The sequence below is a fragment of the Amycolatopsis iheyensis genome (genome assembly GCF_024703995.1).
GTDB lineage: Bacteria > Actinomycetota > Actinomycetes > Mycobacteriales > Pseudonocardiaceae > Amycolatopsis > Amycolatopsis iheyensis.
The window spans coordinates 24,379-37,643 of the sequence record NZ_JAMXQV010000025.1 but is presented as its reverse complement, the minus strand read 5'-3'; the positions used below and the strand labels follow the sequence as shown (position 1 = coordinate 37,643).

Genomic DNA, 13,265 nt, shown 5'->3' with positions numbered 1-13,265 from the left:
TTTCGCTCTCCCTCCCCTCCCCAGGGTGCCGGTCGCCAGGCCGGCGCTCACCACATGAACTGACCGCCGTCGACGATGAGCTTCTGGCCGGTGATGTAGCGCCCGCCGTCGCCGATGAGGAAGGCGAGCGCGGCGGCCATCTCCGCGGGCGTGCCGATGCGGTCGAGCGGAATGCCGGTGACCATGCTGTTCCGGTGTTCGGGCGCGGCCGCCGCCACCCGCGTCCGCATGTCCTCGGTGTCGATCATCCCGGGGATCAGGCAGTTGACCCGGATCGTGGGCGCCAGCTCCAGCGCGAGACATTTGGTCAGGTGCAGCAGGCCGGCCTTGCTGGCGCAGTAGTTCACGCCGTGGAAGCGCGGCCGGATGCCGGTGGTGGCGCCGATGTTGACCACCGACCCGCCACCGGCCTCGAGCATCGCCGGCGCCAGCGCGCGGGTCACGTAGAACGGCCCGGACAGGTTGGACCGGATCACCACGTCCCACTCCTCGTCGGTCATCGCGAGGAAGGGCTGGTCGATGTTGCGGCCGGCGTTGTTGACCAGCACCGACGGGGTGCCGTGCTCGGCCAGGACGATGGCCGCGGCCCGGCGCACCTGATCCGGGTCCGACACGTCGGCCTTGAGCGCGACGTGGTGTTCGCCGAGTTGCCGCGTGGCGGCTTCGGCCGACTTCTCATCGTGGCGGTAAAGAGAGACGACGCGATATCCCGACTTCACCAACATGGCACTCAACTCGAGGCCGATTCCCTTGGTGCCGCCAGTGACGACAGCCAGGTTCACGAATGGAGCAACGGACGAGTTTTCCGAGGCGCGAGCATGCATCGGATGAGACACTAACCCCCCTGCCGGTCACACCGGTCCGAACGCTTACTCCACTCATATTCGCTCGTGCGTTCGGTGCTGTCAAGGCGTAGACTCGCCCACCGGGGGCCTGCGACGTGGGTCGACGCATCCAGGGGGAGGGCTGGGGATACTGCGCGCCACGCCCGGAACAGGGCGCGGCGAAGACCTGATTCACCACCATTACACGGCTTCTTCTTCCCCCGTTCTTCGAATTTTGTGACACCTCACGGCGAAACCGACACAAATGACGCGAGGAGATCATGAGCGAGCCGCAAACAACCGCCGAAGACGTCGATTTCGAGGAAATGTACCAGGGGAAATCGCCGCTCGGCACGCGGATACCGTGGGACACCAAAGAGCCACAGCCGGGGGTGATCGCGCTCGAAGCGAGCGGGCAGTTCGCCGGCGAAGTGGCCGACCTGGGGTGCGGCCCCGGCGACAACGCGATCTTCCTCGCGTCCCGCGGGCACCGGGTCACCGGACTCGACGGCGCGCCGTCGGCGATCGAGCAGGCCCGCGCCCGGGCGTCAGCGAAGGGCGTAGAGGTCGGCTTCGCGGTCGCGGACGCCACAAAGCTGGACGGGTATGAAGATCGCTTCGACACAGTTCTCGACAGCGCGCTCTACCACTGCTTCACCGAGGAAGTCCGCCACACCTACGTCGAGGCACTCACCCGGGCCACGAAGCCCGGGGCGCGGCTGCACATGTTCTGCTTCACGGACGCAATACCGGCCGGTGTCCCGGTCCCCTTCTTGATCAGCGAACGCAACCTCCGCGAGACGGTCGGGCGGAGCTGGGAGATCACCCGGCTGGAGCAGGCGAGCTACCGGACGGCGTTCACCCTGGACATGCTGCACGAGGCGTCGCGAGCGGTGCTGGGCACCGACGCCGACCCGGCCACGATCGCCGCACTGGACATCGACGAGCGGGGCAACCTCGTCCTCCCGGTCTGGCAGCTCACCGCTCGCCGTCCGTGAGCACCGGGGTTGACGCTGTGCGGCCGCCGCATGATCTACGTTTTCACCATGACGCTCATCGATCACCAAAACCACCGTGCGGCCTTCGAGCGAGCTGAAGCCGGCACCACCGGCCGGGGTGCGGCGTGACCAAGACCCCTGCGCACGCCGCCACCTCCTACCGTGACGCGACCGCCCACTACACCTCGCCGAACCGCCGTGACCCGGTCAAGACGATGCTGGAGGAGCTGGTCACCCACCGGGTTCTGGGCGAGGCCATCCGGACGATCCGCCCCGAACCGGGCGAACCACTGCGGGTGCTCGACCTCGGCTGCGGCACCGGGGACGGGCTTTCCCTGCTGACCGAGCAGCACGGGCCGCTCCCCCCGCTGACCGACGCGAACACGCTCGAGTACGTCGGCGTCGACGTCGACCCCGACATGGTCGACACTGCACGCTCGCTCCACGCGCACCTGCCGGCCACCTTCGAGGTCGCCGACATGCGGTCCGCACCGCCGGCCGGCGACTTCGACCTCTACATGTCGAGTGGCGTCCCGTACTCCCACCTCCCCCACGCGGAGGTCGCCGACGTCCTGACCGGCCTCATGCGGCGGATCGTCGAGACCCGCGACCGCGCCGCGCTCGTCGTCGACGTCCTCGGCCGCTACTCCGTCGAGTGGACGCCGCAGTGGCCGCGGACGCGGTGGTCGTACGACATGAGCTTCTTCGAAGGGGCGGGCGAAACCCTCCACGACCAGATGAGTTTCTTCGACCGCCGGTCCCTCGACGAGACGCTCGTCGAGGCCGCGACCCGCGCCGGGGCCCGGCTGTGCGGCACGACGTTCACCGACCGGTCCATCCTGGCCGGCCGGCACACCGCCACCCTGGCCTTCACCAAGGCGATCCCGCCCTACCGCACGCTCCTCAACGAGCTCGCCCGCGGCACCGCGGACGTCGACCCGGCACGACTGCGGTTCCAGGTCCCCGAGGGGGAGGCGCCGCAGAGTGTCGAAAGGTTCTTCGCGGCCTTCGCCGAACGCTGGAACCAGACGATCACCACGTCCGTCGGCGACGGCCCGGGGCTGCGCTCGCCCGAGCACGCGAAGCAGCTGGCCGACGCGTTGTTCGAGTGCGAACAGCAGGTACAGCAAGGACTCGGCGTCGGGCACTCCCTGATCGCCAACGTCGTCGTCGAGCGGCCCACCGCCGCCTGAACGGGCCGCGCCGTCCGGAGAGGACAGAGAATGACCGCCACCGTCTTCGACCTCGACGAAACCCTGGTCGGCAGTGCCCCGGCCTGGAACCGCGTGATCGAGGGTGTCGCGGGCCGCCACGGCCACCGCTGGTCGCCGCGGGACTGGGCGGCGATCCAGGGCACCGGCACCCGCCACTGGACGGGCTACCTCGCCGGCCGCTGCCCCGGCCTGACCGCGGAAAGCGCCCTCACCGAGTGCGTGGACGGCATGCTCGACGAGCTCGGCCGCGGCGGTTTCGGCCCGCTGCCCGGCGCGGCCGACGCCGTCGCCGCCGCGGCCGAGCTCGGCCCGGTCGGACTCGTCTCCGCCTCACCCCGGCGCTACGTCGAGGCGACGGCGGAGGCCTGCGGATTCGCCTCGCGGCTCGCCACGGTGGTGACCGGCGACGACGTGACGCACGGCAAGCCGGCCCCCGACCCGTACCTGCTCGCCGCACGCAACCTCGGCGTGCCCCCGGCGCGGTGTCTCGCGATCGAGGACTCGGGATCCGGCATCCGGTCGGCCCACGCGGCCGGGATGACGGTGCTGGCCATCCCGAACGAGGCGACGGCGTCCGACGTCGAGGTGCTGAAGCTCGCCCGGTACCAGGCCGCCGACGCGCACATCGCCGCGAAGATCCTGCGCACCTGGCACTCGGCTCCGGGCGAGGCCTGACATCCGCCGCCCCACCATCCACACCGCGAAATCCGCGCCGACCTCGGTCAACGCGGACTGCGTGGTTGCCGCTGACACCCCGGCCGGGTACGACCTGCCGCGACTGCGGTCGGTCCGCGCTCGCAGGAGCCGCGCCAGGGCGCCCACCCGGTCCGGCCGTCGATCCCGTTCTCCTCGGGGCCGCCGCCCGCTCGGTACTGGCGGCTCACTGGGCTCAGCGTCGCCGGCGTGCTGGTGGTCGCGGGCCGCCGGGCCGGACCTGTCCTCAGCCTGACCCGACGAAGCCGCACCGAGAAAGGATCCCGCCATGACCGCCGAGCCGTTCGAGGTCAGCGTCACCGACGCCGAGATCGAAGACCTGCGCGACCGGCTGCGCCGCACACGCTGGCCGGAGCCGGAACCCGTCGACGACTGGTCACAGGGAGTCCCGCTGGCCTACACGCGGGAACTGTGCCGCAGCTGGGCCGAGGACTACGACTTCGGGTTCGCCGAGCGCGTCAACGCCTTCCCGCAGTACCGCGACACCGTCGACGGGCTGGGCCTGCACTTCCTGCACGTCCGCTCTCCGGAGCCGGACGCGTTCCCGCTGGTGCTCACCCACGGCTGGCCGGGCTCGGTGCTCGAGTTCCTCGACGTCCTCGGCCCGCTCACCGACCCGCGCGCCCACGGCGGCGACCCCGCGGACGCCTTCCACGTCGTCGCCCCGTCGCTGCCCGGCTACGGGTGGAGCGACAAGCCGTCGACGACCGGCTGGGGCGTCCCCCGCATCGCCCGCGCCTGGGACACCCTGATGGTTTCCCTGGGCTACGAACGCTACGGCGCGCAGGGTGGGGACTGGGGTTCGGCGGTCTCCGGCGCGCTCGGCGAAGTCGCGCCCGAGCGGGTCGCGGCCGTGCACCTGAACCTGGGTTCCGTGGCCGCGGGCACGTTCGACGACCCGACACCGCCGGAACTGGCGAACCTCGCCGCGGAGAAGGAGTTCCGGCGCACCGGCCGGGGGTACTCGGCGATCCAGTCGACGCGGCCGCAGACACTCGGCTACGGCCTCACCGACTCCCCCGCCGGTCAGGCCGCCTGGATCGCCGAGAAGTTCCAGGCCTGGACCGACCACGGCGGCCACCACGAAGACGCGGTGCCCCGGCAGAAGATCCTCGACGAGATCTCGGTCTACTGGTTCACCGCCTCGGCCACGTCGTCGGCACGCCTGTACTGGGAAAGCTTCGCCCGGTTCCGGGACCGGGTCACCGCGCCGTCCGGGCTGTCGGTCTACCCGCGCGACATCACCCGCCCGTCACGGCGGGAAGCCGAGCTGCGGTTCACCGACCTGCGCTGGTTCGAGGAACTGCCCCGCGGTGGCCACTTCGCCGCGCTGGAGCAGCCGGAGTCGCTGGTCGAGCAGGTTCGCGGGTTCTTCCGCCTCTTCCGCTGACGTGGCTGAAAGCGTCGGGAAAGGACTTTGAAAGGCCGCTCGGGTCAGATGGTGCCGGCGCGCCGCGAACCAGCGGCCGGCGATCACTCAGGGGGACCGGGCAATGGCGGACGGGCAGGGCTACGCAGTCGACCTCGACAGTTTCCAGCGAACTTTGACAGACCACGTCGATCCGGCGGTCGACCACCTGCGGGAGGGCGCCGACTCGCTGCGGCCGATCGGCGGCCTCGCGACGGCCCGGTTCGTCGGCAAGGATCCCGAGCAGATCTACGGCGGCTTCACCGGCCAGGCCGACGCGCTGCAGAAGCGGATCGCCACGGCCAACGACGCGTTGTGGGACTCCCTGCGCCAGCTGAGCCAAGCCCTGTGGGAGGCCTACCGCGTCTACTCCCATACCGAGCAGACGCACGCGTCCCGGCTGACGTCGGTCTACGAGGATTGAGGGGCGGCCATGGTCAGCACGGATCGGTTGTTCTTCGGCCTCGCGCCCGAGTTCTTCGAAGGGGACGGCACGCGGTTGCTGACCGATGTGGCCAACTGGGCCGACCTCTGCACCGCACCGCGCGGCGCCCCGGTCCAGCACCCGGAGTCCGGCATCAACAACCAGGTCTACGAGAAGTCGGTGCTCGCGGACGGCTCTCCGCTGGACAACCGCCCGGCGAACCTGCCGATGCCGGACGTGACCATCGGCCGGTTCTTCGCCGCCGCGCACGCGGTCTCCGGTCCGGACATCGACTTGTTCGGCGCCGCGGGCGCCCCGCACGCCCTCCTGCAGGCTGCCTGCCTGAACCTGGGCAGCAACCTGACGAACAAGGCGGGCGGGGGCGCGGACCCCGCGGGTGGCCTGATGGGCCTGCACGACGCGCTGGAGCGGCTGTTCGAGAACTGGCAAGGCAGCGCCGCCGAGGCCTGCAAGGACTACGCCGGTTCCCTGTACACGTTCATGGCCCACGAACTGGAGGTGATGGCCGGCCTCGTCGACGTGCTCACCGCGTACTGCGCCACCGTCAAGGCCGCACGCCGCCGGTTGATCGGCCTGATGCAGGCGTTCGTCGCGGCGATGCGGGCGAAGGAGGCCGAGGACGTCGCGAACGCCCAGCAGTTCCCGTGGGGTCTCGTGGCCGCCGCACTGGCCACGGTGGTCGGACTGGGCTTCGGACTGGCCGGCGCCATCGAGGCGGCCGTGATAGCCGGGACCGAGGTCTCGACCACCGGGGCCGCGAGTGTGCTGTTGCCGCCCCTGGCGAGCATGGCGGCCACGACCGCCGACAAGATGCTCGACTCGGGGACCAAGTACATCCCCGCGACCGACTACGCGGTGGCCGCGAAGACCTACCTCCACATGGCGAACCAGGTCGTCGAGGACGTCCGGTCCTCGACCGCGTCGCTCACGCAGCAGGTCACCGACATGCTCGACGGCTTCATGGACCCGCCACCGCCACCGCTGACGAAGGTGAAGTTCGAGGCCGACCCGCATGCCCTGGAACCCGCGCCCTGAGCCGGGCACCGGCTCAGGGCACCGGCGACCGGCCGTGTGCGGCGAGCTTCCCCGCCACGGTCGCGGCGGCCGGATGATCCAGCCGGACGAACACGGTGTGCGCCCGTTGCCAGGCCGCGATGGCGCTGTCGAGGTCGCCGAGGGCTTCGTGGACGTCGCCGAGGCCGTCGCTCGCGAACGCTTCGTCGACGTGTTCGCCGTTCCGCTCGAACTGCTCGGCCGCGGCGACGCAGTCGGCGATCCCGCCGGCGTGGTCGCCGAGCGCGATCCGTGCGCGACCGCGGCTCTGCAAGGCGTACAGGCGCTGGTTGTGCCGTCCGAGCCGATCCCAGATCGCCAGTGCCGCTTCGGCCAGCCGGAGCGCGGTGGGATAGTCCCCGGTTCGCGCGCACGAGTCGGAAAGCTGCTCCAGGGAGTCGGCTTCCAGCGACGCGAAGCCCAGCCGTCGTGCCAGATCGACGGCCTGGGCGAGGTGGGCGTACGCCTCGTCCGGCAGGCCGGCGGTGTTGTACTGCAAGCCGAGGTTGAACAGGGCATGCAGCTCGCCTTCGGCGTCATCGAGTTCGCGGGAGATTTCCTGCGCCGCCCGGATGGCGTCGAGGGCGGATCCGTGACTACCGGCAAGCCCGTGCATGGTGCCGAAGCCGCTGAGCATCGCCGACTCGGCCCGGCGGTTCCCCAAGGTTCGCGCCGCCGCGAGCCCGATTTCGAAAGTCTCCTGCCAGACGTCGAACCGTGAGCTGGCGATGAAGCCCACCATCATCAGGTACGGAAGCTGCCACGCGGCGACCGGCCTGCCGTGGCTGCTCGCCCATCGCACTGCGGCGGCCACGTTCACCTCGTGGGTGCTCAGCCATGCTGTCGCCGCGGAATGGGAACCGAACGCCGGCGCGTCCGGCAGATCGCCGGGCAGGGTCAGGATGTCGTAGCGCCGGTAGGGTCGGGCGGTTTTCGACGCGTTGAACGCGGCCACGGTGTACCAGTCCAGCAGGCGATCGAGCAGCCGGACGCGGGTCTCGGCCGGTTCGGCGCGGCCGCATTCGGCGGCCGCGAACTCACGAAGGAGGTCGTGGAAGGCCCAGCGGCCCGAACCGCGCTGCTCGAGGAGGTTCGCCGTCGCGAGCTCGCGCAGCAGTTCTTCCGTGCGTGGCCGGTCGAAGCCGACCAGCACCGCGGCGACGTCCACGTCGAGGAACGACCCCGGATGCAGGCCCAGCCGCCGGAACAGGCACGCTGCCTCCGGGGACAGGAAATCGAGCGACCGGCCGAAGACCGCGCGAAGATCGGTGTCGTCCTCGTCGTCGAGGACGAGTGCCGCCAAGCGGCCGTGCTCCCGCCGCAGCTCGCTCACCACCTCCGGCAGAGACGTCGGTTGCCGGCGGATGCGCTGGCCGAGAATCCGCAGGGCCAGCGGAAGGCCGGCGCACGCCCCGACCAGCTCGGCCGCCGCCTGCGGGGCGTCGTCGAACGCGGTCCGCCCGGCGGAGTCCGCAAGGACAGTGAGTGCGTCGGCCGCGGACAGCGAACCGAGGGCGATGCGATGCGCCCCCTCATGCACCCCCAGGCTGCCGAGCCGGCGCCTGCTGGTGACCAGCGTGAGCCCGCCCTGCCCAGGCAGCAGCGGGCGAACCTGGGCGGCGGAACGCGCGTTGTCGAGGACGAGGAGGATCTTGTGGCCGCTGGTCCGCTCCCGCCACAGCGTCTGCCGCGCGTCGAGACCCGGTGGCAACTCCTGTCCCCGGACGCCGGAGGCCCACAGCAGGTCTTCGAGCGCGGTCGCCGGGTCGACCTGGGGTCCGGGGCCGAACCCCCGCAGATCCACGAAATAGTGGCCGTCCGGGAACAGGGGCGCGAACCGGTGAGCGCACTCCAGCGCGAACGCGGTCTTCCCGGCGCCGCCGATCCCGTCCACGGTCACCGTCCGGGGCGGCAGCCCGGACTTCATCACACCGTCGAACGCATCGAGCTCGGCGGCACGCCCGGCGAAGTGTGGTGCTGGGGCAGGAAGCTGGTGCGGCACCGGACGGACCGGATCCGCGGTCTCCCGTTCGGGCCGGTGTGGTGCCGGCCGCTGGTCGTTGAGCAGGCTCAGGTGCAGCTCGGCCAGTGCCTGCCCGGGATCGAGGCCCAGCTGGTCGGCCATGGCCGCAGCGGTCCGTCGGTAGGTCTCGAGTGCCTCCACGCGCCGGCCGGATCGGTGCAAGGCGCGCATCAGCAGCTCGGCGAGCCGCTCCTGAAGGGGATCCTGCTCGACCAAGCTGGTCAGCAGCGGGATTGCGGCGGCCGGCCGCCCCGCCTCGATCGTCGTCGCCGCCCAGTCCAGCTGGGTCTGCCGGTGCAGTTGCTCGAGAACAGGATTCTCTTCGCGGTGGAGCGAGCTCGATTCGACGTTCGCCAGGGGCGGGCCGTGCCAGAGCGAGAGCGCCTTTCCGTAGAGCGTGGCAGCACGAGCGACATCATGCTCGGCCACCGCTCGTCCCGCCGCCGTCCGCAGACCGCGGAAAACCGACAAATCCAGCGATTCGCCGTAGATCTCCGCCCGGTACCCGCCGTGCTCGGTGATGATGGGGACCACGGTGCCCAATGCGCTGCGCGTCCGTGCTATGTAAGTCTGGATAGCGGCGCGAGGACGCGCGGGCTCGTCGCCGTCCCACAGCCAGCGCCCGAGCTGGTTCGGCACAACCACTTCGCCGGCATGCAGCAGAAGGCCGGCCAGGACAACGCGGACCTTGCTGCCACCCAGCGGCAGCACGACGTCGTCGACGCGAATTTCGACCGGCCCCAGCACCCGACACTCGACGACGGCCATTCGCCGATTATCGGTGAAACCGCCACGAGCGTCAGGCGAACCGGAGAACGGCCCGAAATGTCCGGACGGCGACGCCGGCAGGCTGCCCTCGTGGTGGTCACCCGGTAGGGGGTCGACGCCCGACCACGGCAGACAGTGGCGGGACAGCATTCGGTAAGGCCCGGCGGGCACGGTGAATGTCGGCGCATCCACTACGGGTGCTCATTACTGCGAACAAAAGGGGAGATGCGCAGTGTCGAAAGTACGGATTCCGATTCGAATCGCCGCCGCGGTTGCCTGTCTGGCCGCCACGCTCGCGGGCGGTGGCGTTGCCACAGCGTCACCAGGCACGACCGTGACGCCCAAGAACGCGTGGGGGTGCAACGGACAGGTGTGCATCACCGTCGTCGGTGACGCGAAAGCGTACAGCGTGGGCGGATCGGCACGGTCTGTGTGCCCGGATGCGTGGGCGGCTTTTTCGGACATTTCGAGTTCCTTCTGCCCAACCAGCATTTGTCCACCTACGATCGGTGGCACACGCCTGGTGAGTCGGTTACGGAGTGGGTGACCAGGGTTGGCGGCGGTCAGGTTTGCGTTCGCGGCTGGTCGAAGAACAGCAATGGCAGCTACACCGAGATCGGCCTTCCTTGCGAGTACGTGCGCTAGGCAGGCAGTTCGCTGACCCGCACGGTCGGCGGGTTCTGCGGCGCCGGAAGCAGCAGCGCCGCCGGTGGTGTAGGGCTAGTCGACCACCAGCACGCCGTCGGCGGTGAGCAGCAAGTTGTTCGCCCGCGGGCCGGCAGCTGGAGGCGTCGCCACACGCAGCTGTGAGTGCGCCCGACGAAGGGCCCCGGCGGTGCGCCGGGGCCCTTCAGGAGCAGCTACTTTTCTGGTCCGTGTGGAATCCCACCGTGCCAGTCGTGGTCGACGAGACGCTGCGAAGCGACCGAAGTGCCTCACCCCGCGCGAACCCCGATGAGCGCGTCCCGCGACCGCACCTTCAGCTTCCGCAGGACATTGGCCACGTGCTGTTCCACCGTCCGCCGCGAAAGGAACAGCACCTCCGCTATCTCACGGTTCGTGTGGCCGTCCGACAGCAGTGACGCCACGTCGAGCTCCCGTGGCGACAGCTGGTCGCCGTATCCTCGGCGGCCGCGGCGTGACGGGACCGATCCGCCCGTCGAGCGGGACGTGTGGCGGCAGCGGGCCGCGTCGCGAGTGGCTCCCAGCGCCGCGAAGACGTCCGCGAGCTCACCGAACTCCCCCGTCACGCTCGTGTCTCCGTGGCCGAGACGGCTGCGCGCACGGCGTTCCGCGGCCAGCGCCGCCGGGTACGGCGCCGGAAGGTGGTCGTAGCGTTCCCGGGCCTCGTCGAAGAACCGGACCGCGGCCGGCTCGTCGGCGGCCGTCGCCGCGACGATCCCGCGAGCGTCGGCGAGGACCGCGCGGGCCATCGGTGCGTCCAGAGCGATCGTCTCCCGGTCGAGCTCGTCCAGCAGCGCGCGGGCCTCGGCGACGCCCCCGGTCCGGCAGAACGCCTCTGCCGCCGCCGGGATCAGGTCGCCCGCCCAGGCCCATACTCCCTTGGTGCGCAACACCTCCAGGCCGCGGGCGGCCTCGGCGGCCGCCGCTTCGGCGGAGTCCTGCGCCAGCAGCATGCCCGCGGTCCCACCGTGCGCGGCGACCACCACCGGCGTGACCGCGTTCTCCGGGCGGTCGACGCCCGTCGCGGCAAAACAGGCCGCCGCGCGCTCCCAGGCGCCGCGGGCGCCGGCCAGCAGACCCAGGACCAAAGACAGCTCGCTGCTGACCGGCAGCAGGTCGCGGTATTCGGCCAGCAGCCCGAGTGCGCGTTCGTCCAGTCCGGTCCACTCGCCGCTCAGCCAGTCGATGTGCACGCCGGTGGTGCGGGCCGTGCTGACGACGTACGGCGTCCCGGAGTCGGCCGCGAGCTGCACCCCGCGCTCCAGCAGCCGCCGGGCTCGCCGATGGTGCCCGGTCCACGCGCCCGCGTCGGCGGAATTGCAGTACAGCCGCGCGAGCTGGCGTTGTTCCTCCGCCGTCCCGGCGGCGGGCGGGACGCTCTCGAGCTCGGCCCACGCCCGGCGGTCGCCGATGTGCAGCCGCGACGGGACGTTGTTGGCCATCAGCGTCAGCCGCAGCCGGGTGTCGGACGCGGTGGTGATGAGCGTGTCGACGCGGTCGAGCCACGGCCGGTGGGCACGCAACGGCGTCGCCCCGATCCACGGCTGGGCCAGCACCGCCATCGCCCGGCCGGCCAGGTCGGGCCGGTGTCCCAGCCCGCTCAGCGCCACTTCGAGCTCGACGCGGGCCGCTTCCAGCCCACCCGCCTGCCGGGCGAGCAGCAGGCCCAGGCTCAACCGGATCTCCGCCGACAACCGGCCCGACAGCCGGGCGTCGCTCAACAACCCTTCCAGCGTCGTGATGACGTCCGTCTGCGAAACCCCGTTCGCGGCCACCGACGCCAGCTTCACCGCCAGTCTGTCCACTACGGACGGTTCGAGGTCCGGAGTCGCCAGCAGGGACCGCAGCAGCCCGATCGCCGTCGCGGGATCGCCGACGTCGATCGCTCGGTCGGCCGCGGCTTCGCCGTACCGCAGTGCGTCCGGCACGTCCCCGGCCTTGCGGCTGTGCTCGGCCAGCCGGACCAGGGGCGCCGGGTTCCGCCCGGCCAGGGCGCGGACCGCCCGCCGGTGCAGTTCCTCCCGGTTCGGGCCGCGAATCGTCCGGTACGCGGCCTGCTGCGCGAGCTCGTGCCGGAAGCCGTAGCGGCACTCAGCGACCTCGACGAGCACGGCTCGTTCGAGAGCCAGCACGAGCGCCTGCCTGCCGCGCGCCGCCGTCAGCCCCGCGATCTCGCCGAGGAGCGCGCCGGACGCGGGTTCGGCGAGTACCGCGGCCGCTTCGGTGATCCGCCGCGCCGTGAGCGGCAGCGCCGCCATCCGCTCGGCCGTCGCTTCCCGCAACGACACCGGCACCTCGGCATCGTCGAGCACCCGCCGCGCCACCTCGGCGTCCTGGACCCCGCCTGCCGTGTCCCGCAGCGGGTGCAGGACTTCTTCGACGACGAACGGGATCCCGGCGGTGCGCTCGTGCAGCCGGGCCGCGAACGCGGCCGGGACGGCGGGCTCGTCGAGCAGTGCCGCGGCCAGCCGCCGCACGTCGTCCGGTTCGAGCGGGCCGAGCCGGATCCGCGTGGCCGGGCGGTGCGCGTGCCCGAGCGGCATCCCGCCGGGCGCGTCCTCCGGCCGGTAGGTCACCACCAGCACCGTGCCCGGTGGCAGGTCGCCCATGAGGAACCGCAGCAGCCGCCGGGACCCGTCGTCGGCCCAGTGCAGGTCTTCGACCACCAGGACGAGCGGGCCGAGCAGGTCCAGCAGCTCCCGGACCGCGCGGAAGAAGCGGTGCGTCTCCGCGCGGCTGTCACCGAGTGGCTCCGGTGGCGGGGGCAGCGACGCCGCCAGCTCCGGGAGGTGGCGACCCACGACGCCGGTGAGCGGGCTCAGCCGCCCGGCCGCTGGCAGGTACTTCCCCGCGTCGCGCAGTGCCTCGACGATCACCCCGTAGGGGAACGGCTCGCGCAGTGGCCGGCACCCTCCGGCGAGCACCCGCGCCCTGGCCAGTTCGGGACGCGCCAGCAGTTCGGCGGTCAGCCGGGTCTTGCCGACGCCGGCCTCGCCCTCGACCACCAGGAGCGCGGGCGGGCGCAGGGCGGCGGAGGTGAGCGCGGCCAGCTCGCCGGCCCGGCCGACGAGCACCGGCGAACCGGTCCCGGCCACGATCCCGTTCGTCATCGCCGTCCCTCGCCTGGTCGACGC

The 13,265-nt window shown here is 71.5% G+C and carries 9 protein-coding genes; 6 read left to right on the top strand and 3 right to left on the bottom strand.

The genetic code is table 11. From position 1 onward, the window contains the following. Positions 1-47: 47 nt before the first annotated feature. Entirely contained in the window at positions 48-824 is a 777-nt protein-coding gene (locus M8542_RS36960; RefSeq protein WP_257924988.1) for an SDR family NAD(P)-dependent oxidoreductase, read from the bottom strand. 281 nt (positions 825-1,105) lie between these two features. On the opposite strand from M8542_RS36960, the gene M8542_RS36955 reads away from it, so the two are divergent. The 6 genes from M8542_RS36955 to M8542_RS36930 all read left to right on the top strand — a co-directional run bounded on the left by M8542_RS36955 (position 1,106) and on the right by M8542_RS36930 (position 6,638). Beyond that, positions 1,106-1,822: a class I SAM-dependent methyltransferase gene (locus M8542_RS36955; protein ID WP_257924987.1), complete on the top strand. Its 717-nt coding sequence runs from the start codon at positions 1,106-1,108 to the stop codon at positions 1,820-1,822. 125 nt (positions 1,823-1,947) lie between these two features. Then, on the top strand, positions 1,948-3,015 hold the full coding sequence (locus M8542_RS36950; protein ID WP_257924986.1) for a class I SAM-dependent methyltransferase: 1,068 nt from the start codon (positions 1,948-1,950) through the stop codon (positions 3,013-3,015). A 30-nt stretch (positions 3,016-3,045) separates the two neighbouring features. Continuing rightward, the gene (locus M8542_RS36945; protein WP_257924985.1) at positions 3,046-3,711 is read left to right on the top strand and encodes an HAD family hydrolase; all 666 of its coding nucleotides are present in this window, start codon (positions 3,046-3,048) and stop codon (positions 3,709-3,711) included. 307 nt (positions 3,712-4,018) lie between these two features. Continuing rightward, on the top strand, positions 4,019-5,140 hold the full coding sequence (locus M8542_RS36940; RefSeq protein WP_257924984.1) for an epoxide hydrolase family protein: 1,122 nt from the start codon (positions 4,019-4,021) through the stop codon (positions 5,138-5,140). A gap of 103 nt (positions 5,141-5,243) precedes the next feature. Further along, the gene (locus M8542_RS36935; RefSeq protein WP_257924983.1) at positions 5,244-5,582 is read left to right on the top strand and encodes a hypothetical protein; all 339 of its coding nucleotides are present in this window, start codon (positions 5,244-5,246) and stop codon (positions 5,580-5,582) included. Positions 5,583-5,591: 9 nt separating this feature from the next. Next, positions 5,592-6,638, top strand: coding sequence for a hypothetical protein (locus M8542_RS36930; RefSeq protein ID WP_257924982.1), 1,047 nt, complete (start codon positions 5,592-5,594; stop codon positions 6,636-6,638). A gap of 13 nt (positions 6,639-6,651) precedes the next feature. Here the strand turns inward: M8542_RS36930 and M8542_RS36925 are convergent, their stop codons facing one another. Together M8542_RS36925 and M8542_RS36920 are read right to left on the bottom strand one after the other, a co-directional pair. Further along, entirely contained in the window at positions 6,652-9,447 is a 2,796-nt protein-coding gene (locus tag M8542_RS36925; RefSeq protein WP_257924981.1) for an AfsR/SARP family transcriptional regulator, read from the bottom strand. A 935-nt stretch (positions 9,448-10,382) separates the two neighbouring features. Beyond that, positions 10,383-13,241, bottom strand: coding sequence for an ATP-binding protein (locus tag M8542_RS36920; protein ID WP_257924980.1), 2,859 nt, complete (start codon positions 13,239-13,241; stop codon positions 10,383-10,385). Positions 13,242-13,265: the final 24 nt, after the last annotated feature.